We start from the raw sequence: 25,141 nt of genomic DNA on the forward strand, positions 1-25,141 counted from the left end.
TAGCCGATAGAGGAATGATAAGTGCGAGGGTGAAGGGACACATAATGATCTGTTTCCTTGCGCTTGTAATGGAGACTGCCTTATGTAGAAAGCTGAAAGAGATTGGAAGTACTTTCTCTTACGCAGAAATACTTGAAGACTTGAAAGAGATAAGGGCAGTTGAGCTAACGGTAGAAGGCAAACGCTTTCTTGCAAGGACTGAAATGATGGGCAATGCTTACGACGCTTTCAAAGCACTCAAAATAAGACCCCCGGATCTACTCAAAGAGATTGCATAATATACCACTGTGGTGGTACGTCTGTTTTTCTTTTCATTTTTCCCCTTGTTTAGCTGCTTTCAGATTCGTTGCTGTCAAAGTTGAGAAAAAGAAGAACGCTCGGCTCCATAACAAGGCTTCTCGCCAATGCAACTCTCTGCTGTTGACCGCCGGACAGTTGATCGGGCCGTCTCTTTTCAAGACCCTTAAGACCCACCAGGTCTGTCATCTCCCGTATCTTTTTCTTCATGGTTTTCTTATCAAGTCTCTTCAGCTTCAGACCAAAAGCGATATTCTCCTCCACAGTTAGGTGAGGGAAGAGAGCGTAACTCTGGAAGACCATCGAAATGCTCCTCCTATTGGGAGGCAGGTTTGTGACGTCCTTCCCATCCAGCAAAACTCGACCATTTGTCGGAACTTCGAACCCGGCAATGATTCTCAATGTGGTCGTCTTTCCACATCCCGAAGGACCCAGGAGTGTCACAAGCTGCCCCTTCCCGATTTCTTGATCGAAGTCGTCAACGGCGACTGTTTCTGTACCATAACTCGTGAAGACTTTTCTAACATTTCTCAGAATCAGACTCATGTAATCACCCCTGTCCCGCCGTTCCACCGCTGGATAGACTGATTTTGTTCTTCAGGAAGATCTTCAATATAAGAATGAAGCTCATAATCATACCGATCAACAGCACAGAAAAGGCACATGCTTCCGATAGACGTCCGGAATCACTCTGACTCAGTATCTGAACTGTTATCAGGTTCCATCTGGCCGAAACAAGAAATATCGCCGCGCTGATTGCAGTCATCGCCCTTACAAAGGCAAAGACTAGAGCGGAGAAGAAGGCCGGCATAATAAGGGGCAGCGTCACTTTCGTGAAAACCTGCCTGTTATCTGCTCCAAGTGTATATGCCGCCTCTTCGATCGCAGGATCTACCTGGTTGAGCAAAGCAACACCCGACTGTATTCCAACGGGTATATATCTGAAGACGAAATTGAGAACGAGTATTGCCAAAGTACCAGTCAGCAGCAACGGAGGCTTGTTGAATGCAAGAATATAACCTATTCCGATTACTGTTCCCGGAACTGCGAAACTTAGCATTGAAGTGAATTCCATGACTCTTCTTCCGGGAAAGACTTTACGAACCAGAAGAAACGCGATTATCATGCCAAGAACGGCAGATATCGGTGTGGATGTGAAAGCAATAATGAGAGTGTCCTTGATTGCTTCCAGTCCAACATCAAAGACGTATCTGAAATTCTCGAGGGTGAAGGTGTTGTTCATCCCCCACGCCTTAACGAAAGCTCCCCAGAATATAGTTGCATAAATAGTCAGCGTGAAGACCGCAATTAACATACATAGGGAGAATAGAATCCATTTCACCGGTTTACTGACGCTTTTCAGGACGGAAGTCGTCGGTTTCCCTGTAACCGTGACGTACTTCTTCTTCCCTACCCAGTACTTCTGGATTACGAATGCCACTATGGAAGGGAATAGCAACCAGACCGCGAGGGCAGCGCCCCCTCTAGTATCAAACATTCCGGTTATTTGCAGGTATGCCTGAACTGAGAGCACGGGAAATTTGCTGCCTGCAAGAATCAAAGGATTTCCAAAGTCGGCGAGCGATTCTATGAATAGAACGAGCATTGTGCTGGCAATACCCGGAACCGACATCGGAAGAATTACTTTCCTGAAGGCCTGCCATCGATTTGCACCGAGATTGAAGGCGGCATCCTCAAGTGTCGGACTGATGGTTCCTATAACGCCGTCCAATGTGATGAAGGCAACCGGAAAAAAGCAGACCACCTGGGCCATCATGAGACCCCATAAACCGTACACCGGGAAATTCCTGATCCCGAATATCCCGGCGGTAATGATCCCGTTGAATCCGAATAGCATTATGATAGAAAGTGCGCCAATAAACGGTGGAAAGACTATCGGCAGAACGGCAACGGTTCTGAAAAAGCCCTTCAGCGGAATATCCGTTCTGTTAAGAGTGTAAGCAAACAGATACCCGACAAGCATTCCGAATATTGCCGTAAGGCTAGCCACCAAAAGGCTGTTGAAGAAGCCCTGCCTCATGTATCGATTCGAGAAGGCGTGGCTGTACGCGCTCAGGTCAAATCTGCCCTCCTTGTCGGTCATACTGACCGCGAAAACCCTGAATAGGGGATAGACAATGAATATTGCCAGGGCAGCGAATATCAGGACTATTATCAAAAGCAGAACTGGATCCCTAAGAAGATTCAGAAACCTATTTTTTGCTTCTTCTCCCCTTATAGCCACAGGACGACCTCCTATTAAAGAGGGGGATTTCTCCCCCTCAAAGCAAATCTAAGTGATCGTTAGTATGGAAGCACTTCGTTAATCCATCTTTCGATAAGTCTGGTCTTGTTTTCTGCAGCCCAGGATGGATCTACTGAAACAAGGTTAATGGTCGAAAGAGGCTGCAGACTGCCAAAGTCAACATCTGGCCTGATCGGGTAGAAGAAGGTTTTTTGATCAACCACCTGTTGCTGACCGGCTTTTGACACAACCCAGTCAATTAACTTCTGGGCATCGGTGAGATTCCTGGCACCCTTTAGAATCGAAACGGATGCCACTTCGTATGGTACGCCCTCCTTAGGGAAAACCACGGTGACGGGATATCCCTGTTCCATGAACTGGAAGAAAGCAGGGGTGAACTGAATTCCAAGCGCAACCTGACCGGGGCCGACGGCCTTGGAGGGTCCAGTTCCGCTCTGTGTGTAGGTCTGGATGTTTGGAGCGAGATTTTTCAGATACTCGAAAGCCCCGTCTTCACCGTAAACCTTCACAAGACCAGTTATCAGACTGTATGCAGTTCCTGAAGACTGTGGATTTGGATATTGTATCATTCTCCTGTATGAAGAATCAAGGAGATCTTCCCATGTTTCCGGTACAGAAGCTTTGATCTGCTCAATAACTGAAGTGTTCACTCCAACGCCAAGAGGATTCATGTAAATCGGGTGATAATAGCCCTCAACATCATAGAATTCTGGAGATACACCGTACACGCTCAGTGTCTTATAAGACTGCGTAAGCCCCCTTTCCTTTGCAATAATGTGATTTTCCAAAGGAGCCCCAAACCAAACATCTGCCTGTGGATTGTTTGATTCTGCTTCGATTCGTGCAAGCGCCGGCCCGGATGAAAGAAATACGAAATCTACCTTGACTCCGGTCTCCTCTACAAATGCGTTCAATATCTTCCTTGCATTTGCCTCATCCACACTGGAATAAACCACCAGGTTTGAAAAGGCCGCTGCTACTAACATCAGAAAGATCGTAAGGATAAGAACTCGCTTCATAAATCCACCTCCTATTAGTGTAGCTATATTCTATCATCATGAACTGCTAAGTAGAATGTTTCCAAACTAATTCCTACAGACCTTGATCACATCAAATCTACCAAATCATCTCTCACGAAATTGAGCATCAAGATCAAGCTTTGACAGTTCACCGATCATCTCAGTTTTTTCCAAAAATCAGCGAAAACAGTTATGAAAATATAGTTTCACTATGCTATTATTATGAAAAGATAGTTTCATAAAATAAGTGATTAACTAATTCCTTGCCGAAAGGTTGATAACAATGGTATCCGAAGAAATAGCGAAAATAAAAGATGGTTTATCGCCTGCTTACAAAAGGATAGCAACCTATATTCTCAAAGAATACTCGCAAGTGGGATTCATGTCCATTGAAGAACTCAGCTCTATGGCCTGCGCTAGCAAGGCATCTGTAGTCAGATTCTCTAGGCGTCTCGGTTTCTCGGGATTCAATGAACTGAAAAAGGCTATCCAGCGCGAACTTAGAAGAAGGCTATCTCCGTATGAAAAGATCGCAACGACAGAACTTGACATGGCTCCGGTGGAAAACCAGTTGAAATTGCTAAGACAGAATGAGATCAACAATCTCAAAAACACTCTGTCCGGGATCAGAGAAGAAGAGCTTCACAAATGGGTGGACACTATAAGGACAGCCAGGAACATCTATTTCGGGGGCTTTGGCGCTACAAGACACGTGGTTTCGTTGATGCGGTACACAATCTCCGTTCTCCAGCGGAAGCCGACCTGGTTGTTGTCGGGATCGGTCTCCGACTTTTCCTTCAAAATAAAGCTTATGGAAAGAAATGACGCTCTGATAGTTATGACCTTTCCTCCATACTCAAAAGAAGTGGAATACATGATCGACTTTGCACGTGAAAGAACCGCAAGAACTCTGCTCGTTACAGATTCCATTGACTGTCCGGTCTATTCAAAAGCCTATTCGTCGATTTTGTGCGAGAACAACTCACTTCTGTTTGGCAATTCCTTCGTCGGACCCGTTGCAGTAGCGGAAATGATAGGGAACTTCATCATTCTAAGCGAGAAGAAGACCGGCATGGAGGAGATGAGAAGGTTGTTTGAGGTAGAGGAGAGAGGTTACAAGGCAATAAGTACTGAAGGAAAGAGCAAGTAGTTTCATCGCTTGTTTGTGAAGGCTCTAATTTGTGAAAAGAAAAACGGAATCGAAGAGGGGAATTGACTTAGCCCACCGCGGCATCTGAATTGCTTTTTAAAGAGGAGTGTTCTTGTTTTCATCAAGGAAGATTCTATTGCCTGAAACGAGGTGTTTGCATGAAGGCCATCATTGTACACGGCGGTACCGGAAGCTTTAGTAGCGTAATAGACGCCGATGAACACAGAAGAGGAGTTGAAGAGGCTGTCAAGCAAGGATTCTCAACTCTTCAGAAGATGAACAACGCAGAAGAAGCCGTTGTTACCGCCGTGTCCGTGATGGAAGAAGATCCCACCTTTAACTGTGGCAGGGGATCGGCACTTACTTATCGCGGCGATATAGAAATGGATGCTGCGATAATGGACAACAACCTAAATGCGGGGGCGATTTCCGGACTTAAGAGAATTCTCCATCCCATAACGGTGGCACGGGCCGTCATGGAGCAAACCGATCATGTTTTGCTTGCCGGAGCCGAACTGGAGGAATTCGTTACAGTTCTAGGGTTTCCTAGGGAAGATGAACTGATCGTTCCGAAAAGACACCTTCAGTGGAAAGAAGAACTTGAAAAAATCGCCAGAGGCGAGAAGACTAGATTTGGAAAGAGCGTCAAGCTGGCAAAACAAGCCGAGAAATATCACTCTACCTGCGGTGCGGTCGCACTAGACGACCACGGAAGAATGGTCGCCGGAACATCCACGGGCGGAATGATGATGAAAAGTTTCGGTAGAGTGGGAGATAGCCCCATTTTGGGAGCAGGAACCTATGCGGACTCATTCGGTGCAGTCTCCGCAACGGGTCATGGAGAAAAGATCATGAAGCTCACACTGAGCAGGCTGGTCGCCTTCTTCATGGAACAATACCCCGCTCAAAAATCCGTAGACATCGCTCTCGAGAGAGCCAGATACTTCAACTGTGAATGTGGACTCATAGCGATCGACAGATATGGGAACATCGGAATTGGTCACACTGCCAAAGATATGTCTTGGGCCTTCATAAGAGAAGGGAATTCACCTGTAATCTTCTAGGTGTAACTAGCCCCCTGTTCTTCCACGGGAAGCTCTCTACTCTGCGACTTGAGTTTTCTAACGATCATGAATGCAAGAATAGCCGCAATGAAAAGTGTAAAGAAATCTGCAACTGTTTGAGAATAAATCACTCCGTTGAGTCCGAAAAACCTTGGCAAGACAATCACTGCGGGAATCAAGAAGAACCCCTGCTTCGACATCGAAAGCAAGCCAGCCGCGAAACCTTTTCCAAGTGCCTGGAACAAAACTGTGAAGGTTATCACGAAGCCGGATGTGGGAAAGAAAATGTTTACCGCCCTAAAGGCCCTGGAACCCACATCGATGACTTCGGGGTCATTACTGAAGATGCTGATAATCGAACCAGGTATTGTCAACCCGATTATGGCAAAAACCGTTGCAAAGACCGTTGTCACGATCACCGAAAATCTCAGAGCTTCGAAAACTCTCGAAACCTTCTTTGCGCCGTAATTATAGCCAGCAACCGGTTGAAATGCTTGACCGTATCCGAATAGAACCATCATACCCAACATAAGAACCCTCATTGTTATTCCGACGGCCGCAACGGCGTGATCTCCGTAAGTCCCTGCAGCATTGTTAAGAAGAGCAACAGAGAAGCTCGACAGAGACTGCCTCAAAAAGGTTGGCAATCCGATCTTGAAGATCTCGGAGTATATGTGGAGCGAGAACCGATATAGCCTGATAGATAGGTTTGTGTAACTCTTCTTACGAACGAAGTACTCGAGGATTATCATCGTCGAAACAGACTGAGAGATTACAGTTGCGACGGCCGCTCCAGTTATTCCCATTCCAAGGCCAAATATGAAAACCGGATCGAGAGCGACATTCAGTAGAGCTCCCGATACCATGGCAACCATGAATCTCTTGGCGTTACCCTCCGCTCTAACTAGGTTGTTCATGGTCATATTCATCATGGTGAAGATCGATCCCATAATGATTATCATTGTGTATTCCCTAGCATATTCCATTATTGTCTCAGTTGCGCCAAAAGCAGTCAGGAGCGGGTCCAAGAATATCAATCCAAGCAATGTAAAGACTATCCCGGTCGCCAGACTCGTAAATAGAGCCGTAGATGCCGCTTTATCGGCCTGTTGCTTATCTCCTGCACCGAGCAAACGCGAGACATACGAAGCCGCTCCCACGCCATAAGTCAGACCAACGGCTCCAATCAGATTGAATATCGGAAAAGCGACAGCAACTGCGCCTACGGCGCTTGTGCCTATCCGCCCAATGAAGAAAGTATCGGCTAGATTGTAGATAGCATTTGTCAACATTGCAATTATTGAAGGAATCGAAAGACCTATGAGAAGCGAAGGGATCTTCATCGTCCCCATTGCTCTCGCTCGTTCTTGGGAACTTCTGAATCTCAAGCAAAACCCTCCATTTCAGAGACGACCTGCTATCATAATACACTAATCGAGTCCAGTTGGCAGGCATGCAAGGAACGTATAGCTAACGAATCCTGTTTGCCGGGTTTCTTGTCAAGTGTTCTCCTTAACTTACAAATGTACCCTTTCTGTTGCCTATTAGGGGTATATACTCTCGTTGCGATAGGAAAAGACCGATAGGCATATATCGTCCTTACATAGAGCGATCGAACCGATAAGAGGCCTCATTGGCCCGAGGAGGAGATTACATGAGAAGAATGAAGCTAATATCAGGTTTTCTCTTAGTCTCAATAATACTGCTTAGTGTATCCGTTTTTTCCGAAGAACCGATAGACGAGATGTACGAACCTAATGTTGAAGAGACAGTCGAAGAAGATTCCCTGAAAAAAGAAAACATGGAGGCGAGAGGGTTCTACCTGGAGGAAGAAGTCAACGAATCCTACGTTTTCGTGGTGAATGTCCCCTCTGTCAAAGATAATGCAGACAATCTAGAGTCACTCACTTTAGAAAACATGGAGGTCAGAGGTTTCTACAGAGAAGGCGAAGAATACGAAGATCCCTCATTCTACTATTTCGCATCTTCGGTCTCTTCTTTGAAGTACGAAGGATATGACACAGACCCAATCACTCTGGAGAATATGGCCGCAAGAGGATTCTACAGAGAAGGGGAGGAAGAGGGGGATCCCTCATTCTACTATTTTGCATCTTCTGCCTCTTCATCTAAGGAAGAATCTGAACCCGTAGAAGCAGTCGACGGCTTCTACAGTGAATGTGAGGAAGAAGAGGAGTACAGCGTATTCATAAGCGCCTTTACCTCCGCTCCCTTGGATGATGTGAAAGTTAAGGCGATGAAGGTCTTCGCAAGCACCGTAAACACTCTCAGCAAAGGAGACATCTACGTCAGGATCTTTCATACTAATAACCGTAGTTCCAAAGAACTTCTTTCCGGTGTAATCAACGGAACGGAATTGATGGCATTTGATTGTAACCTGTGCACGATATCTGACTCTCTGTTTCTGCCCGAACTCTCGATTTTCACAGCCGCTTATCTCTTTGGGGACCTGGAACACATGGACAGGGCAACGGATAGTGAAATCATGGCAGAGATTTTCGACAGAGTTGCTGCCACGGGAATAAGAGTCCTCGATAACTGGTATTGTGGAAGCCATCAGCTCTTTCTGAACCAAACCATAGGAAGTATGGAAGAGTCTTCAGCACTTGCGGGGCTGAAACTCTGCTCAAGCTGTTACCCCGGATCATATGACGCCTGCAAAGCTCTTGGTGCAACTCCCGTCTATATGGGTCAGAACACTTTAAAGGAAGCAATGAGCTGTGGTGCGGTTCAGGGTGCTGAGATGCTTCTTGAATGCATTACAGCTGAAGAATGCATCGATTCGATAAAGACCGTAATACTCACCGGACATCAGATAGAATCGATCAACCCGGTAATTAGCGAGGCTACATGGAGGATGCTGAACGACAAGCAGAAGAACTGGATTCTGGAGGCGCTGCACATAGCGAGATCATACATGGAAACGGAAGTTCTTGCACGTGAAGCCAAGATAATCGGAGAACTCGCCCAGAAATACGGTGTCCAGGTCTTGGTACCATGTAAGGCCGGGTTGCTACAACAGGCGGCAACCTACTATTCCCAGAATCGTTTCTCTGCCGTGTGGGGTGAAGATACATACGTCCGAATACATGCAGCCTCGGAAGGGATGTAACTCAGCAATCAATGAAGAGGATACTCTGCAGATTCGAGATACCTCTCTAGAGTAGTTTTACTATCTGATCAAGCTGCCCTTCACTCGTTTTGAACGTTTGAGGGGCAGTAATTTAATACGACCAAGCAAAGACATCCGAAAGATTCCAGTCATGGAAAAGAGATCATGAAAGCGTTCGCTTGTCCGGGATATAAGATCACTACTGGTTTATTAACCTTTGCTCTCGTTTCACCTTGCAATCGTGAAGTACATAATCAGTCCCACAACCGCCGTGATACCTAATAATTATAAGGAATAATCGAAAATCCAAACATTCTCACCTCCATCGAATTCATATGCTGCTAAGTATTCTACTCTCTTTCATTCCAAAGCTTTCCTGCTATTCAACAGTTCTTCATATTGGGGCCAGATCTCTTCAAGTCTTTCAGAAGGAGTCTGTCGGATCAATCTCGATTCAAATTTCAAAGATTCCCTTTCCACTCCAAGCATCTGCCAAAACTCTCTCTTGAACTGCACGAAGTCAAACTTCTCGCCAAGCATTTTTCTTGCGATATCTTCATAATGCAGAAAGTCGAGATACTTCGTGTTGAACAAATGTGTCTCTTCGCCTTCTTCAACGTCTATTTCTTCACCAAGGAAAAGAGCCTTCAGATACTCTAGATTGCTTCTTATAAGATTCCCAGCGACGATGCCAGAGTGTCCGGAAATAACTGTCTGACATGACGATTCAAGTATAGTCTTCAAACTCTCCATGAACGTGATCAGATCGTTCCAAAGAGTAAGTGGCAGAGGATCTTCCACAAGATCTCCCAAGAAGACCACCGACTCTCTTCTATCCAGACATATTGAAGAACACAGCGTATGCCCGGGCATATAACGAAACTCTATGTCGTCATCTTCAAAGACTAGTCTATCGCTGAAGGTAATGCCGGGAAGTCTTTTCAAAACTTCTCCGTCTTGAAATCTCTCTAGATTTTCGAAATCGTAATCCCATCTCTCTTCCATTCTTCTCCTAGCAAATTCATGAGCCACGATTTCGCACCCTTCGAATGCTCCGTTTCCCCAGATGTGGTCATAATCCGAATGTGAGTTGAAGATTACAAGATCCTTTCTGGGAGTCTCCTGGATGTAGTTCTTGACAACACTCATGGATCTGTTCCCCAGAAACGTGTCACACAAATAGAATCGATATCTGCCTTCTATCAAGTAAACGGATGTCTCTCCAGTCATCGGGGAGTCTCCGTCCTGAAAGGTAAACAAAACTCCCCTGCTGCCAATCTGCTGGATCTTCAAAGCTCTACCCTCCTTTATTCTGCAACCGCAAAGACTCGCGCTACAGAGGAGTCGGCATGGATCTTAAGGGGAATCGCAAAGACTTTGATATGCTCATAGTTCGCGATTCTTTCAAACCCCGTGAGGTTTTCTGCGATCAAACAGCCTCCATTGAATAGAATTCTGTGAATATCGAAGGGATACCTGTCAGGAGAGGATGAATCGAAACCAACAAGCCGGGTTCTCCGCTTAACCAGAAACTCGGCGAGCTCCATCGTCAGATAGGGGTTGTTGACGAAATAATCCTCACTTCCAAAAAACACGTCACGGCCCGTCCAGAACAAGACTATCGCCTCCAGAGGTACTTCTTTTTCATACTCCGACTTCATTCTTATCTCCGTTTCGCCCCTCACGTCCAGTAAAATACCTTTTCCGATGAAGCTGCCGATATCAATCTCGTCAATATATGTGTAAGACTCTGTCAAATGCATGGGTCCGTCAATGTGCGTTCCCGAGTGCATACTTATTCTCAGCCTGTGATTGTTGAACCCATCTTTTGCCAGATGCCTGGATCTGATCAACTCAGTCTCTTCATCGCCTGGATAGACAGCCTGGCCGTGTTCAATTGCTCTTGAAAGATCGAAGAATTTCTCCACAGTCCTCACCTCTCGAACTACATGCTAGTATGAGAATATCACATCTCAGGCCGGTTGCAGATCAAGAATCAGGTGGGGATGTCGAGAGAGTAATGCTGAGCATATCGGAATATTTGAAATCGATAGATTATATGATATGATTAATACGTTCGAAAACATTGAGAGGAGGGACACCAATGAGAAAAGGAATTGCCTTAATGCTGTTGCTTCTTCTTGTTTCGGTTTTTGCCGTTGCGGATATCGCTACCTCGGTTGATCTAGCACAAGAGATAGCCAACACTGCAAACGAACAGATTGAGTCGCTGATTGAAGTGGCGGTAGAGAAGTCCGAGAAATTCACGGTGCATTATACTGAAAGAGGGATGTCACAAAACGCATATGAAACCCTAATAGACAATCTAGGCAATGAACTCGCCAGTAAGGCTCTGAGAATTTCTCAGGATGCGATAGCGAGAATCGAAGAGCTTGGTTGCAAAGCCATCTGTTACTATGTACCGGTGAAGCTCGGCTACAAGGTCTTTCTAATAGATCCGATACTGATTATCGACGACTAATCAAGTCATGCGAGTTAAAGTGAGCTTTAGATGCCGTAGTCATCTACGGCATTTTTTCGTTTTAGGCAAACTATGCGTCTTTTGTGATACACTGTACTAGATTATAGTTTTTATTGTGATGCTCTTTTTGGGGGAATGAATGGAAGGGTTCAAAGTCTGCAAATCTAACGAAGCGATCGAAACGGTTGTCCAAAAAAACTCTTCTCTGTCTCTTCTGGCTCACGGCGACGGAGTAGAGATTTCAGTTTATGAACTCAAGTCGGGAGTCGTCACTTTTCTGGATACCTTTGCGGGTGGAGATCTTCTTGAATTCTATTATGTGATCGAAGGAAAGATTTCCTGCAACTCCTCCGATGAAGAAGTTCATCTTGGCCATGGCGACTACTTCTACGCCCACAATCTTAAGGCTCCAGTTGAGCTGAAACCCCAAACGGATGTCAAGCTTCTGCATATTTCTTCAAGACCTTTGTTCAAGCACATCAGCAAGAATATCTCGGTGATGAAGAGTATTCTTTCTCAAGTTGAGATAAAGGACTCATACACCCACGGACATGGGAAAAGAGTCAGAGATGTATCGCTTGCCATAGCAAGAAAGCTAGGCGTCCCTCCCGAGAAGCAAGAGAACATAGCGATGGGAGCCCTTTTCCACGACATCGGAAAGATCGAAATCGAGGACTCGATACTGAAGAAACCCTCAAGATTAACCAAAGAGGAGTTCGAGAGAATTAAGCTTCACCCGGTGTTTGGCTGTCAGATGGTAAAAAACAGCTTTCTAGAAGATACTCACGACATCATCAGACATCATCACGAACGCGTAAATGGCTCCGGATATCCCGACGGATTGAAGGGAGATGAAATATCGCTGGAGGCCAGAATAGTAGCTGTAGCCGACTCATTTGACGCAATGACGTCGCGAAGACCGTACAGAGATGCAATGAGCTGCAAGGGTGCTCTTGAGGAACTGAAGTCCCAGGCGGGCACCCAATATGATCCCGAGGTTGTGAGCGCTCTTGAGAGCTGCATTCGGGAAGGACTTGTTTAGTCTAATATCTTGCGTATTGAACGATCCCGTATTAGCCGATAACTACCTCAATTTCCCACCTACCTGATGTAAGAAAGAGCCATATTAAAGATTCGGTAGCTTCATCTTCCTCAAAAGGCAGAGGCCTCAAATGGTGTTACTGATATAATTCAGTAGAGGTGATCAGTATGGGAGCGTTTTCGATCGTTGTTACTATAAGTGACAGGAAACTCCTCAAGTCTGTAGAGATGGCCGGGGCTTCGGCGATAAGAATAAACTCATCACATGTGACTCTTGAGGACCTCCAGAAGTTCGTGTCTTACTACGAGGAAAACTGCTCGCTTCCATTGTATATTGATCTCCAGGGAGCAAAGCTTAGACTATCGCGCAGCCAGCGGGTAATCGAACTAAAGGCCGGAGAACAGGTGATTCTGGGTAGTAAATGTTCGGAACTCAGGGGTATACTGATAGACCCGAGATCTTTGTCATATCTCTCCCCGGGGATTAAAGTCTCCATAGAAGATGGCAGAATAGAACTCCAGGTGCTAAAGACGGAAGCCGATTGCGCAAGAGCTATGGTCCTGAGAGGAGGAACAATAAGACCTTCCAAAGGAATGAACATCTCGCCGCACCCCATAAATCAGATCGAGCTTTCATCGAGAGACATAGAAATTGTGCTGACTACTAAGAAATATGACTTCATAAGATACGCTCTTTCATTCGTCTCAAGTCCAAGTGAAGTAATCGAACTGAAGGATCTTTCCGGAAGAGCTGTGGCATCGAAGATCGAAAGGGAGCTACCCTTCTCGAAAATCGAGGAAATCTCCGCTTCAAGCGACGAGCTCTGGTTATGCCGTGGAGATCTCGGAGCGCAGCTGGGGCCGAGAGGGCTTGTAGACTTCTATGACTATTTTTCGGCAAATATTAATGATCTTTACAAGCCGGTTCTGATGGCAGGGGAGGTTCTGGAGCACATGGTAGAACACCCTTTCGCTACGAGGAGTGAACTGTGCCACTTAAAGGACGTTCAGAGAAAGGGGTTTTCAGGTGTCGTCCTCTCGAATGAAACTGCTTACGGTTCCTTCCCTATTGAGACAATTAAGACCGTTCTGGAGGTTACTTCGGATGAATGAGATAATATTGGACATCGCCAACTCGCTGGCTTTACCAAGATGGAAAGTAGAAAACGCAGTCGAACTGCTCGAAGAAGGGAAGACGATTCCATTTATCGCTAGATACAGAAAGGAAAAGACTGGAGAGTTAAATGAGATACAGTTAAGAGAGATTTCCGATGCTCTCGAGTATTCGAAAAAACTGAGTTCCAGAAAAGATGAGGTTCTTAGGATAATCGAGGAAAAAGGCAAGCTTACTGATGAGCTGGAAGCAAGCATCAAAGGAGCAAAGAATCTTCAGTTAGTTGAGGACCTCTATCTTCCCTTCAAATCAAAGAAGAAGACCAGAGCCGACAAGGCAAGGGAGAAAGGGCTCCAGCCTCTAGCGGATTTCCTTAAATCTTCGAGAATCAAAGATGAGGTTTTTGTCTTCACTTTCATAAATGCAGAACAGGAAATCCTCAAGCTCGAAGATGCACTCGAAGGAGCCAGAGATATACTTGCCGAAGAATTCTCTCAGGAAGTGGCAGTAAGAGAAAAGCTAAGAAGTCTACTTAAGGAGAAGGGGATAATCAAGAGCTCCCGAACGGAAAAGGAGGATGAGCGTGAAGTCTACAGAGATTACTACGACTTCTCTCAGCCAATATCAAGACTGGTAGCCCATCAAATTCTCGCTCTTTTCAGAGGAGAGCGTGAGGAGATTATTTCGCTGAAACTGGAGCTCCCGTACGATATCCTTCCAACTTTGAGAGATCTCTTGGGATGGAGAGACTATCTCGCCTACTATGAAGAGTTGATTGAGGCTTCGGTCGATTCCTTCTCCAGACTTCTCATGCCCTCGATAGAAAGAGAAGTGAGAAATCTGATAAGAGAAGAAGCAGAAAGCAGGGCAATCCATGTATTTGCCAGAAATCTGAGAGACCTGTTTCTTCAGCCTCCTCTCGGCGAGAAGGTGGTAATGGGTGTTGACCCCGGTTATAGGACCGGGTGCAAGCTTGCAGTCATCGGAAAGGACGGTTCCCTTCTTTATCATGACGTGATCTTTCCCACCCCTCCAAAGAATGACTACGTCGGTTCATCGATGAAAGTTGTTCAGGCGATAAACACGTTGAATGTCGAGCTTATATCTATAGGTAATGGCACGGGGTCAAGGGAAACCGAACTCTTCGTGAGCAGGCTGATTAGAGAACACAATCTTCCTGTCAAGTATATGATAGTCACCGAGTCGGGCGCATCTGTCTATTCGGCTTCAAAAGTCGCAATTGAGGAATTCCCGGATGAGGACGTAACAACAAGGGGGGCTATATCGATCGCCCGAAGAGTTCAAGATCCCCTCGCCGAATATGTGAAGATTTCGCCTGAAGCTATTGGAGTAGGTATGTATCAGCACGATGTAAATCAGTCAGAACTGAAGAGGACCCTCGACAGAGAGGTCGAGTCCGTTGTCAATCTTGTAGGAGTCAATCTCAACACTGCATCGGAGCACTTATTGAAATACATTTCCGGTCTGAACTCACGGGCCGCTCTGAATATCGTCAAATACAGGGCGGAGAACGGTTCTTTCAAGAACAGGAAGGAGCTCCTGGAAGTCTCCGGTCTGGGTCCAAAGGCCTTCGAGCAGGCGGCGGGATTCTGCAGAATAATCAATGGATCCGAAGCTCTTGACGGAACCTCTGTCCATCCAGAGAGCTACGAGATCGCCAGATTCATCCTTGAAAGCGTAGAGTTGCTCCCGGAAGAGCTCTTCGACAGAAAAGATGAGATTACTGAATTGCTTGATCAAATCGATCCCGAAGCTCTGGCAAGGGAAAACAGTTTTAACCAGATCACTGTGAGAGAAGTAATAGGGATGCTGAAAAAGCCCGGTTTAGACCCAAGAGAGGAGCTGGAGAAACCGATTCTGAGGACCGACGTGCTTTCGATGGAAGACCTGTCTAAAGACATGGAACTTGAAGGAACCGTCCGCAACGTCGTAGATTTCGGCGCCTTCGTAGACATTGGAGTCAAACAGGACGGTCTGATTCACAAAAGCAAGATGGGAAGAAGAGTTAGGGATCCACTTGAAGTCTTGAGCGTCGGCCAGATCGTGAAAGTTAGAGTGCTTGAAGTTGACACCAAGAGAATGAGGATTGGATTGGAGTTGCTTTCCGGCAGCAACGAATCTCGAAGTTAGGCAATTCGTGAAATCGTTGGACACAACTCAATCGATATAGGGACTCTTGACCCTAAGCAACTGTTCGAAGATCGACCGAGTATGCTTACTCGGTACCCTTGCGGAGCGCTCGTCCTACTGTCTTTCGCCGAAGATTATCGTGCCAAGTCTCACCATATTGGATCCTTCCTCAATCGCAACCTTGTATGAGCCGGACATCCCCATAGAAAGGTAACGCATCTGAACTCTCTCGATCTTCTGCATGGAGATCTCTTCAAACAACTCTCTAGTTAGTCTTAAGTAAGGTCTGATTTCTTCCTGATCATCGGTTAACGGCCCCATAGTCATCAGACCGACTACAGAAATATTCTCGAGGGATGAAATCGATTCAATAAGTTCAAAGACATTCTCGGGAAAGACCCCGGCCTTTTTTTCCTCCCTGCCGCTGTTAACTTCTATCATTATCGGCATTCTCCTGTTTATGAAAGCGCATCGCTTATCTATTTCCTCGGCCAGTTTCAGGGAATCCACAGTCTGGATCAGGTCAAATATCTCAACGGCCTTCTTGACTTTGTTTCGCTGCAGGTGACCTATACAGTGCCATCTGGCTTTGCTGCCGATCACCTCAAATTTCTCTTGAGCCTCCTGAACGTAGTTCTCACCGACATCCCTCAAACCGCTATCCAGAAGCTCTAGAATCTCTGAAGCAGTCCTCGTTTTCGATGCGGCTACGATGGTCACATAATCAGGTACTTCTCTTCTCAGTCTTTTCACGTTATCAACAATCATCTTCAGACCTCCCTCTTAGTAAATTATATTGCATCGAATTCCATTGTGTTTGAGCGAAGACGAAAATCGTGATATTATTCAAATTGCCGGGGTGAATACTTAGTAGGAAAGGATGTTATGAGTAGGGGCATCGCCTGGTTATTGGTTGTATTGATTTCGGTGGCTGCAATCGTTAATCTCGCAACAACCGTTTTTAAGTCAAACAAGCTCTTGGAAGAGATTTCGAAAGTTCGCACCGACCTTTTTACTCTCAGATCGAGAGTTGCATCTCTTGATTCCGTTGTTAACGATATTCGAAACCAAATCGAGAAATCCGACGACATTATCAAGTCGGTGCACTTCACCAGACCTACAACTTCTCTTGAAAAAGTTGTACTTAAGGCCTCTGTAACTCTTTCTGAATTCACAGAAGGAAGTAAACTATTTCTGAATGTAATCGATGAAGATGCAGAGGTACGTTCTTATGGACTCAAATCGGAGAACGGTGTCTTCACTGCCTTGATCGAGCTGTTGCCTGAAGAGACCTATTACTGTCAGGTTAGAGTAAGAGATGGCGACAAAGAGACATTGAGCAAAAAAATTGCCATTTCTCTCGATCTATACAACATTCAGCACTATCAATTGCTTGGACACTCATGGCTTCTTGAAACAGACAAGATCCACTACTCAATTGATCTGTACACACAGTATTGTAGAGATGAAGAACTTAGAATTTCTGAAGCGGTGATAAAGGTTGTTGGAGGAGAGGATTCGAGAGAGACTCTCTTCCTACCATTAGACAATAATTCGCAGGAATTAGCAAAAACAGTCTACTACGAGGCCGATAGAGACGCATCGCTCACTTTTGTAGCAGAAATAGCCTATAGATTTGGAGAGTCGAAGACTGAAGCAGTGAAGATGAATTACCATTTCTGACAACTAGAGTCAGGACTTTTGTTTGATTATCCTCCATACTCCGATACAATCTCTAATAGTAGGTGAGTAGATTGCAAAGACGAGATTGGCTTGAACAACATAGAGCTAGAGTGCTAGAGCAACCTTCTATTGACATTGAGATAGACAAAGGAAAACTGCAGGATTTCGTATTACGGATGGTAGGTTTTCTCGAAGAGTCGAACATAGTCGCAGACTTCGGCTGCCGCTCTGCAGATTTTTGGCCTCTCCTAAGAGATATGAAACTTAGAGTCGTGGGGGTTTCCTGTAACCAAGCGGTCAGGCAGTCAATGGGAATCCGGGTTATGAATGTGAGCCTTTCCGATTTCAACTTCCTCGGTATCTTTGATGGATTCATCGCTTCTGGGATGCTTCAAAGACTCCATCCCGAGTTATGGTCAAAGACCCTTCTAAGAATCGCCAGGTCAGTTAAGACCAGCGGTGTGGGTCTAATCGTAACGGGAATCAGTGAAGAAGAAGAGGCCAAGAAGCGGCACGACATTCTTAAGAAAAGCGGACTCCCTGTAGTTGTCGGCGAGTTTCTAGATGAAGAAGGAAGATATAATTTCAAGCCCCTGAAGAGCTGGTACGATCAGTGGTTAAGAAACGCTGGCTTCTACATACTCAAGGATGAGACAATGGGAAACACTGTCTACACGCTGGTGAAGAAATAGCGAGGTTGTCAATGACCGACAGAGCACTTAGAGTCTATTACTTCGGCAACCAGTGCCCCTGGAAAGCATCAGCACTGCAGCAAGCTAGAAAGGCCGCGGCGGTTCTAGATCTTGACTTCATCGAATGCAATCTAATGTAGGAAAGCGTCGACATCCGTATTTTCTTTCCTTTCTCGGTTATTCACGGAGATCCGGAGATTGCGGGGCCGGTCTCGTCCAGTTTCAAAGTTGACGTACTGACGGGTCGGAAAATCGTGGCTCCGTTCGAGCAAGCGAAACGAACCCCCCCGGAAACAGCGATGGTATAGAACACCTTTCGAAAGAGTCTTTGAGGCACGCATGTCTTGTGTGCGCCAATGGAACCGGCGACGGTACAGAGAGCAAAATCGACTGGTACGAGCGTTCCAGGAGAAATGGAGTCGTCTTCGGCTTCGTTTCGTTTGCTGAAGGAAAACCAGTCGCTCTGGTTGAAGTTATTCCCTCGCTCAATTCCCCTTACCCAATCTCAAAGGACCAGTCCACAGCCTTCATTACCTGCGTCTACAGTTCTCCTGACTCCAGATACGACTATCGCGGGGAATTGATCGAGTCTGTCCTGGAGGAGTGCAGAAAGCTCGGGTTCAGTCGCGTAGAGGTATTATCCGGTGAAGTAAGTCCATTCCTGAACGGGCCGGCAAGCTTTTTTGTAGAAAACGGATTCAGTAATCTAGGCACGGTAGCTCGATCTGTTGTTATGCTCTCCGGAATAGACAACTTTGTGCTTTTGGCGAAAGATTTGTGACTTTTGCCGACAGTGGGATCTCCTCCAAGCCCTTCGATATAGACCTGGTTAATTCAAGCGGATAGGCAGAGTCGAGTTCTCTTTTCAACATATGATAAGTCACTCGGAAATCAGTTCTTCAAGTTCGTTCAGATCTTCATTTTCGATCGCGACCCTGATCTTGCGCAGATAGATTTCCGCTTCCTCAAGCGAGGAAGCGATATTCTTTCCGTTGAATCTAGCCATGTCGATGACCATATCCCTGTTCTGTCTTCCCAGTCTGGATGTTGAAGCGTAGCCCGGTCCGGTGTACTTCTCGAAATCACTGCCGAGATTAAGTAGAGCTCTAGAGAGAAAGTAGGCTGCCTGGCTCACCCTGCTTACGATTAAATCGTGTCTCTCCGGCGAGAGGTATTCCGGAGACGAACGCAGATCACCTATAATCTCTAAAACACGTTTCAGATCCTCTGCGGAAGCAAACTCCCCGGGAGAAAGCAGAAAGACGCGGCCATCGAACATCGACTCGTCCCAACCGGCCGGACCCTTGTGTTCGTTACCAGCCATCGGATGACCGCTAATGAACCTGATTTTTCTCTTTCTGGCGATCAACTGGAAGGGCTGCATAACGCTTGCAACATCTAATACGGTCTCTTCGAAGGCAACTGATTGTAGCAGTTGAGCTTCTGAACCCATGGGAACAGCCAAGATTGTTAGATCCGCACTCTCACAGATTTTGAGGGATATCGAAATGTCTCGATGCTTTCTTTTCAGAGCCTCGGTTGTGCATACACTTTCATCAAAAACCGTAACTTCGTGGCCGCACTTCGAGAGCCTTATCGCGATCGAACCCCCAATCGAACCGGCGCCGATAATCTGTATTTTCATTTGTTCGAGTCACCAATCTCCACCTGATCTGGGCGCAAGTTCCTCGCCCGACGCAAATATACGAAATTCTTCGTCTTTGACTCGCAGTGAATCAGCACCCTGATTATCCCACCACCCGAATTCTCGAAAGAGGCTTCATAGAGGCACAGCAACGCGACATCACTCTGGTTAAATGCCTTCCTGAAGGCAGTCGCCGGATTGTACGAAGTTATATCGCTTGTAACGGTAAATATCACGGAGTGCAGTTCACCGATCTCGTTCCTTCTGAAAATCTCCTCCATTAGTTCTATAACACAACTTCCGATCTCTTCGGGATTATCTGACTCTATAGATGTTGCACCCCTAATAGCCTTCATTCAACCGCCTCCCGATCCGAAGACGAGTGTAGATTTGAAACCGCATATTCTATGGCCAGCAGGTATCCCTGCAGTCCAAGTCCCGCGATTGTGCCTTTGCATACGGGGGAAATCACTGAGCGGCTTCTGAACTCTTCTCTAGCGAAGATGTTTGAAATATGCACTTCGATCTTTAGACCCTTGAAAAGCTCAAGAGCATCTCTAAGCGAGTAGCTGTAATGAGTTAGAGCACCTGCATTTATTACGACTGCATCATAGTCTATACGCTGGATTCTATCGACTAGATCTCCTTCGTGGTTAGACTGGAAGAGATCGGCCACCACCCCTTTCTCTAGGCATTTCCTTTCTATTGCCTCGCGCAGTTCGTCGTAGGTGAAACCGCCGTAGATACTCTTCTCCCTCGAGCCGAGCATATTAAGGTTTGGTCCATTCAATACGAGTATCTTCATACAACCACCGCCAGCAAATCATCCAGTCTTACTTTCAAGAACTCGAACTCCCCGGGTCTCTTGACCACAGGAATCTCTATCTCCGCACTCTCAGAGTCAACTGCTTTCTTGTCGTTTCTAAGCAGCCTAAGAGCCTCCTCGACAGGCAGTTGCGGAAAATCGAGGCCAACGATCTCTGAGAGCGTATCCGAGACATCTCTGTACAACAGTTCATCTATAACACCCAGCCCCGCGAAATAATGCATCTCCCGTTCCAGCCCCCAGGCCACGGCCATACCGTGTGATACTCCCGATAATGGCTCGTAGAGATGTCCTAGTGTGTGACCAAGATTCAGGACCTTCCTTAATCCTGTTTCACGAATGTCCATCGAGACTATCCTATCCTTTTGCTTCACCGCTTCTTCCAGCATCTCACTCAGCGCGGCAAGATTTCTTTCCTTCAATTTACCGCACAGCTTCTTGAACTTCTCATAGTACTGACCAGTTATAAGGAATATCTTGAAGGCCTCAACGAGGCCCTCCTCGAACCGTCCTTCGTCCATCGAAAGCGTTACAACCGGATCGATTATTGTCTCAGAAGGCATGTAGAAGTTACCGACAACGTTCTTGCACCCTTTGAAGTTCAGACCATTCTTCCCACCAATAGAAGCATCTACTTGTGCAAGCAGAGTCGTCGGATACTGAACTAAGGGGATACCGCGTTTGAATGTGGAGGAAGCGAATCCCACTAGATCCGTCACCGTTCCTCCCCCCGCGCCAACCAAGACATCGCTTCTCGAAAGCCCTCGATCCATGAGGTACTCATAGACTTGAAAGAGAGTGTGAAATCCCTTTGCTTCTTCACCGTCGTCAATGGATAGAGCCGAAGAAGGGATCCACTCGGAAAAGATCCTTTCAACTCTTCTAGACACCACCGCGTTCGGCATTCTACCTATTGACTTGAATCCTCCAGGTGATATGGACACTGGATGTGAGCTGCTATTGAGCACTTTGCTTTCTCCGGAAGCTATCTTCATGGATATCGCGGCAACGGTTTCCCACCGGGACTGACTGGAAGTTTCAACAGACGGAAACTGCTCGTATAGCTCCCTTCGCTCTTCCCAAATCCTGAAGATACTCTCCTTACCTTCCTTGAGCAGTGGTCTTCCATTGACAGTGACTCTCCTGTAAAGATCGGCCGGAGGAAGCCTAAGATAGACGGCATTCTCTCCCTTCAAGATCTGGCGGTTTTCCTTGTCCAGTATGATACCTCCTCCAGTCGATACCACAATCTCGTCCCTGTGGACGAGTTTCTTCAGAAGGTTCTTTTCCAGTCTTCTGAATTCTTCCTCGCCTTCTTTCTCAAAAATCTCACTTATGCTAGTTCCTCTAGCTCTCTCGATCTCTAAATCCATATCTATGAATTCCTTGTCTAGAACTGAAGATAGAATTCTACCTATAGTGCTTTTCCCCGAGCCCATCATTCCAATAAGGAAGACTCTCATCCGTCACCCTCCTTTTTATCGAGCGAAAATCCCCGTTTCCAAACCTCTCAAGAATCGCTTCAAGCAACAAGAGCGCAAGCATCGACTCGCCTACTACCGAAGCCGCTGGAACTGCCGTCGTATCGGCGCGCACATAAGGAGCTGCCGTTTCATTCATTTTGCTCAGGTCAACAGAAGAAATTCCCTTTCTCAACGAAGGAATCGGCTTTACGCTTGCCTCAACGACGATCTGCTCGCCATTCGATATTCCACCCTCAATACCACCGGCATTGTTTGACTTCCTCACGATCATGCCTTTCTCAACGAACAGTTTGTCGTGATACGCACTACCCCTAAGTCTCACGTCCGGATTTCCAATGAAGACTCCTTTGACAGAAGGAATCGCCATAAAGTACTCGCCGATCCTCGAATCAAGCCTTTCAAAGAGAGTCCCGTATCCTCCGGTTCCCGTCGGAACTCCATCGGCGATAACCACAAATCTCCCGCCGAGTGTATCTCCCGCTTTGATTGAATCCTCTATCTCTTCGACCATTTTTTGAGAAGCTTCCTTGTCGTGGCAGAATACCGGAGACGCATCTCTTCTTGAAATCCAGCCGCTCTCTGAGGGCAGTCCGCAACTTACATTCCCGATAGCTATTACTGAACTGCACAAAGTGATGCCCAATTCATGAAGAATCTGCGATGCAACCGATCCAACAGCCGTTGCAGCTGCTGTCCATCTCGCACTGCTTCTCTCTGCATAAACCGCGAGATCATTCAGTTTGTATCTTGTCCAGGCAGCATAATCTGAATGGCCGGGTCTCGGGATACTTCTCACACTCTTCTCTGCACTGGAAACCTTATTAGGGATCTCAATTAAGAGCGGGGCTCCAGTCGTAACTCCCCTCCACAGACCAGACCTGACTACTGCTTTATCCTGCTCGCGTTCCATCCTTTCCCCCCGACCGTAGCCCGTCTGTCTGCGTAGGAGCTGCTGGTTTATGTTATCGATCGAAAGAGAAACACCTGAGGGCAGTTCTTCAATGAGTCCAAAAACCCCGCTACCATGAGAGTCTCCGACAACTGTGAACTTCACTTCATCACTTCCCAAAACGTTTTTTCGAAGCTTTCGCCTGAAGGCACTCCCCAAATTCTGAGGTTCTCCATTGCCTGATGAAGCAACATGTGCCTTCCGTCAAGAACAGTTTTCACTTCACAGCGGCGGGAAGACTCGATCAAGGGCGTCTTCCAGTAGATGAGATCGTATACGAGGCTCTTACCGGAAAGCTCTTGAGCAGTGATCCCCGTATCCTCTCCATTCATTCCCAGAGAAGAGGCGTTTACTATGCTCTTGCTCTTTGCTGCAACTTCTCTTATGGCTTCCAAGGGAAAGACGTTGACTTCCAGATTCCCGGATACTTCGAACTCTTCTTTGATTTTCTCTGCCGTTGAAAGTGTTCTATTGACTATTTGTATGTTCTTCACGCCTACCCTTTTCAAATAGAAAATCACGGCTCTCGCCGCTCCCCCGGCTCCGATAATCATTACCGGCTCCTCTATCGGTCTCCTCTGCAGAGGCTTTCCAAAACCAATCCAGTCGGTGTTGTACCCCCTTCCTTGGAAGATGCAGTTCACTGCAAGGAGCGGAGGTTCTACTTGACAGACAATGTGCGGAACAATTCTCTCTTTGAAGGGAATCGTAACGTTGAACCCATCGAAGTGCTGAATGATCGAGACTATCTTCGTGGAAAACTCATTGGGGTCGATGTCAACTGCTTCGTAGGTTGCATCGATGTTCATGGCCTCGAAAAAACGGCTGTATATGGTTGGTGACATGCTGTGCGAAATTGGATGTCCTATTATGCATAACCTCATCGACAGACCTCCTCGAGCGTCTGGAAGAACCCGGGGAAGGACACACCAACCGCTTCTGTGTTGGTTATCTCTACTCCTTCCTCGCTCAGCAAACCCGCTATTGAAAAAAGCATCGCGATTCTGTGATCCCCATAGGAATCAACCTTGCCTCCCATTATTCTTTGAGGGCCTTCAATGCTAAAACCATCTTCATATTCATGTATCTCTACGCCAATTCTTCTGAAGTTTTGAACGGTAACGGATATCCTGTCCGACTCTTTCTTTCTCAACTCCCCGGCCCCTCTGACAGTCGTTGTGCCCTCTGCAAAAGCTCCTGCAAGCGCTATCAGCGGAAGCTCATCTATCATTGAAGGAATCAAAGCGCTTCCAACTTCCACACCTCTGAGTCGGGAAGGCCTGGCCACGATTGTGCCCACTGGTTCTGGAGAGCTCTCTTCAACCTCCAGCTCGATGTCTGCACCCATACTTATGAGAAGTCTTAGGAATCCAGTCCTCCCTCCATTCAATCCGACATTTCGAATCGTCAGCTTGCCGTTTTCATGAAGAACCGCCAGAGCTATCAGAAAGGCGGCCGAAGAGATGTCCCCGGGTATCGAAAATCGAACCGGTAGAAGCTCGCTCCTTTCCACTTCAACCCTCTTCTCATTCACACTTATTCTGGCGCCCATGGATTGAAGCAACCTCTCTGTGTGATCTCTGCTGCAGTGAGGCTCCGTAACAGTTGTGACTCCTTCTGCTTGAATGCCTGCCAGCAAGATCGCGCTCTTTACCTGAGCACTTGCCACTGAAAGAGAATGATCGTACCCATTCAGTTCTCCGCCGGCTATGCACATTGGAAGAAGCGAATCTTCTTGCCTCGCCGATATCCTTGCCCCCATCTCTTTCAGCGGGGCGATTACTCTCCTCATGGGTCTCACCGATAGGGATTCATCGCCGAAAAGGATGTGAGTTCCTCTCTTGCCCGCAAGAACTCCGGCCATCAGTCTTGCAGTAGTTCCGGAATTCCCGCAATAAAGCGGCTCAGACGACTCTTTCCACGACGCCTGAGATATTTCAAGTCTGTCGAAATCTCCGTTGAAACCTCCTCCAAGTTCGCTGATAATCCTGAAAGTCCTTAGAGTATCCTCGCTTTCAAGCAGGTTATGGACGACACTTACGCCACTGCACATCGAACACATCATTAGTGCCCTATGGGAGATTGATTTATCAGGAGGCACGGCTATTTCACCGGCAACTTTCTTTGAAGGCAGCAATCTCATTTTGT

Annotated in this window: 25 protein-coding genes and 1 pseudogene; 12 read left to right on the forward strand and 14 right to left on the reverse strand. The window is 46.6% G+C overall.

The window, feature by feature from the left end; translation table 11 throughout:
- Positions 1–278 (forward strand): annotated as a pseudogene (locus B3157_RS09280) (IS1634 family transposase); the annotation flags it as partial.
- Between the two features lie 49 nt (positions 279–327).
- Here the strand turns inward: B3157_RS09280 and B3157_RS09285 are convergent.
- The 3 genes from B3157_RS09285 to B3157_RS09295 are packed head-to-tail and all read right to left on the reverse strand — an operon-like array spanning position 328 to position 3,582.
- A complete protein-coding gene (locus B3157_RS09285; protein WP_292590228.1) occupies positions 328–843 on the reverse strand; it encodes an ABC transporter ATP-binding protein in 516 nt (171 codons plus the stop codon).
- Positions 844–847: 4 nt separating this feature from the next.
- Entirely contained in the window at positions 848–2,542 is a 1,695-nt protein-coding gene (locus B3157_RS09290) for an ABC transporter permease (RefSeq protein ID WP_214078931.1), read from the reverse strand.
- A 59-nt stretch (positions 2,543–2,601) separates the two neighbouring features.
- Entirely contained in the window at positions 2,602–3,582 is a 981-nt protein-coding gene (locus tag B3157_RS09295) for an ABC transporter substrate-binding protein (protein ID WP_214059985.1), read from the reverse strand.
- A gap of 283 nt (positions 3,583–3,865) precedes the next feature.
- Here B3157_RS09295 and B3157_RS09300 point away from each other — a divergent pair, with 283 nt between their 5' ends.
- Both B3157_RS09300 and B3157_RS09305 read left to right on the forward strand, forming a co-directional pair.
- A complete protein-coding gene (locus B3157_RS09300; RefSeq protein ID WP_214059986.1) occupies positions 3,866–4,732 on the forward strand; it encodes a MurR/RpiR family transcriptional regulator in 867 nt (288 codons plus the stop codon).
- A gap of 158 nt (positions 4,733–4,890) precedes the next feature.
- On the forward strand, positions 4,891–5,796 hold the full coding sequence (locus B3157_RS09305; RefSeq protein WP_214059987.1) for an isoaspartyl peptidase/L-asparaginase family protein: 906 nt from the start codon (positions 4,891–4,893) through the stop codon (positions 5,794–5,796).
- On the opposite strand, the gene B3157_RS09310 is transcribed toward B3157_RS09305, so the two are convergent.
- The gene (locus tag B3157_RS09310) at positions 5,793–7,184 is read right to left on the reverse strand and encodes an MATE family efflux transporter (protein ID WP_292590229.1); all 1,392 of its coding nucleotides are present in this window, start codon (positions 7,182–7,184) and stop codon (positions 5,793–5,795) included. The genes B3157_RS09305 and B3157_RS09310 overlap by 4 nt on opposite strands.
- A 266-nt stretch (positions 7,185–7,450) precedes the next feature.
- On the opposite strand from B3157_RS09310, the gene dctP reads away from it, so the two are divergent.
- Positions 7,451–8,926 carry a TRAP transporter substrate-binding protein DctP gene (gene dctP, locus B3157_RS09315; RefSeq protein ID WP_214060863.1) on the forward strand — a complete coding sequence of 492 codons (1,476 nt, stop codon included), beginning with the start codon at positions 7,451–7,453 and terminating at the stop codon, positions 8,924–8,926.
- A 360-nt stretch (positions 8,927–9,286) separates the two neighbouring features.
- Here the strand turns inward: dctP and B3157_RS09320 are convergent, their stop codons facing one another.
- Together B3157_RS09320 and B3157_RS09325 are read right to left on the reverse strand one after the other, a co-directional pair.
- A complete protein-coding gene (locus B3157_RS09320) occupies positions 9,287–10,219 on the reverse strand; it encodes an MBL fold metallo-hydrolase (protein WP_214060862.1) in 933 nt (310 codons plus the stop codon).
- 14 nt (positions 10,220–10,233) lie between these two features.
- Positions 10,234–10,854, reverse strand: coding sequence for a cyclase family protein (locus B3157_RS09325; protein WP_214060861.1), 621 nt, complete (start codon positions 10,852–10,854; stop codon positions 10,234–10,236).
- Positions 10,855–11,030: 176 nt separating this feature from the next.
- On the opposite strand from B3157_RS09325, the gene B3157_RS09330 reads away from it, so the two are divergent.
- The 4 genes from B3157_RS09330 to B3157_RS09345 all read left to right on the forward strand — a co-directional run bounded on the left by B3157_RS09330 (position 11,031) and on the right by B3157_RS09345 (position 15,714).
- Entirely contained in the window at positions 11,031–11,408 is a 378-nt protein-coding gene (locus B3157_RS09330; protein ID WP_214060860.1) for a hypothetical protein, read from the forward strand.
- A gap of 139 nt (positions 11,409–11,547) precedes the next feature.
- On the forward strand, positions 11,548–12,450 hold the full coding sequence (locus tag B3157_RS09335; protein ID WP_214060859.1) for an HD-GYP domain-containing protein: 903 nt from the start codon (positions 11,548–11,550) through the stop codon (positions 12,448–12,450).
- A gap of 167 nt (positions 12,451–12,617) precedes the next feature.
- Complete coding sequence (locus B3157_RS09340; RefSeq protein WP_099829571.1) at positions 12,618–13,562, forward strand: pyruvate kinase; 945 nt, start codon at positions 12,618–12,620, stop codon at positions 13,560–13,562.
- A complete protein-coding gene (locus tag B3157_RS09345) occupies positions 13,555–15,714 on the forward strand; it encodes a Tex family protein (RefSeq protein ID WP_292590230.1) in 2,160 nt (719 codons plus the stop codon). Before B3157_RS09340 ends, B3157_RS09345 begins: the two co-directional genes overlap by 8 nt.
- Positions 15,715–15,828: 114 nt before the next feature.
- On the opposite strand, the gene B3157_RS09350 is transcribed toward B3157_RS09345, so the two are convergent.
- The gene (locus B3157_RS09350) at positions 15,829–16,482 is read right to left on the reverse strand and encodes a YggS family pyridoxal phosphate-dependent enzyme (protein WP_214060857.1); all 654 of its coding nucleotides are present in this window, start codon (positions 16,480–16,482) and stop codon (positions 15,829–15,831) included.
- A gap of 117 nt (positions 16,483–16,599) precedes the next feature.
- On the opposite strand from B3157_RS09350, the gene B3157_RS09355 reads away from it, so the two are divergent.
- From B3157_RS09355 to B3157_RS09370, 4 genes are all read left to right on the forward strand, one after another.
- Positions 16,600–17,397, forward strand: coding sequence for a hypothetical protein (locus B3157_RS09355; protein ID WP_292590231.1), 798 nt, complete (start codon positions 16,600–16,602; stop codon positions 17,395–17,397).
- Positions 17,398–17,459: 62 nt separating this feature from the next.
- A complete protein-coding gene (locus tag B3157_RS09360; protein ID WP_258001892.1) occupies positions 17,460–18,089 on the forward strand; it encodes a hypothetical protein in 630 nt (209 codons plus the stop codon).
- A gap of 11 nt (positions 18,090–18,100) precedes the next feature.
- Positions 18,101–18,229: a hypothetical protein gene (locus B3157_RS09365; protein ID WP_292590232.1), complete on the forward strand. Its 129-nt coding sequence runs from the start codon at positions 18,101–18,103 to the stop codon at positions 18,227–18,229.
- Positions 18,230–18,435: 206 nt separating this feature from the next.
- Positions 18,436–18,870 carry a hypothetical protein gene (locus B3157_RS09370; RefSeq protein ID WP_292590233.1) on the forward strand — a complete coding sequence of 145 codons (435 nt, stop codon included), beginning with the start codon at positions 18,436–18,438 and terminating at the stop codon, positions 18,868–18,870.
- 99 nt (positions 18,871–18,969) lie between these two features.
- Here the strand turns inward: B3157_RS09370 and B3157_RS09375 are convergent, their stop codons facing one another.
- From B3157_RS09375 to aroA, 7 genes are read right to left on the reverse strand one after another with little or no spacing between them, the layout of a single operon-like run.
- Complete coding sequence (locus B3157_RS09375; RefSeq protein ID WP_214061542.1) at positions 18,970–19,734, reverse strand: prephenate dehydrogenase; 765 nt, start codon at positions 19,732–19,734, stop codon at positions 18,970–18,972.
- Entirely contained in the window at positions 19,731–20,090 is a 360-nt protein-coding gene (gene aroH / locus B3157_RS09380; RefSeq protein ID WP_214061543.1) for a chorismate mutase, read from the reverse strand. The genes B3157_RS09375 and aroH overlap by 4 nt, the downstream gene beginning before the upstream one ends.
- Positions 20,087–20,539, reverse strand: coding sequence for a type II 3-dehydroquinate dehydratase (gene aroQ / locus B3157_RS09385; RefSeq protein WP_214061544.1), 453 nt, complete (start codon positions 20,537–20,539; stop codon positions 20,087–20,089). Before aroQ ends, aroH begins: the two co-directional genes overlap by 4 nt.
- Positions 20,536–22,023 (reverse strand): bifunctional shikimate kinase AroK/3-dehydroquinate synthase AroB, encoded by a 1,488-nt coding sequence (aroB, locus tag B3157_RS09390; protein WP_292590234.1) that lies wholly within the window; start codon positions 22,021–22,023, stop codon positions 20,536–20,538. The genes aroQ and aroB overlap by 4 nt, the downstream gene beginning before the upstream one ends.
- Entirely contained in the window at positions 21,971–23,098 is a 1,128-nt protein-coding gene (gene aroC / locus B3157_RS09395) for a chorismate synthase (protein ID WP_292590235.1), read from the reverse strand. Before aroC ends, aroB begins: the two co-directional genes overlap by 53 nt.
- Positions 23,095–23,877: a shikimate dehydrogenase family protein gene (locus B3157_RS09400; protein ID WP_214061512.1), complete on the reverse strand. Its 783-nt coding sequence runs from the start codon at positions 23,875–23,877 to the stop codon at positions 23,095–23,097. Before B3157_RS09400 ends, aroC begins: the two co-directional genes overlap by 4 nt.
- The gene (gene aroA / locus B3157_RS09405; protein WP_292590236.1) at positions 23,874–25,136 is read right to left on the reverse strand and encodes a 3-phosphoshikimate 1-carboxyvinyltransferase; all 1,263 of its coding nucleotides are present in this window, start codon (positions 25,134–25,136) and stop codon (positions 23,874–23,876) included. The genes B3157_RS09400 and aroA overlap by 4 nt, the downstream gene beginning before the upstream one ends.
- Positions 25,137–25,141: the final 5 nt, after the last annotated feature.

Source organism: Mesotoga sp. UBA5557, from assembly GCF_002425715.1.
GTDB lineage: Bacteria > Thermotogota > Thermotogae > Petrotogales > Kosmotogaceae > Mesotoga.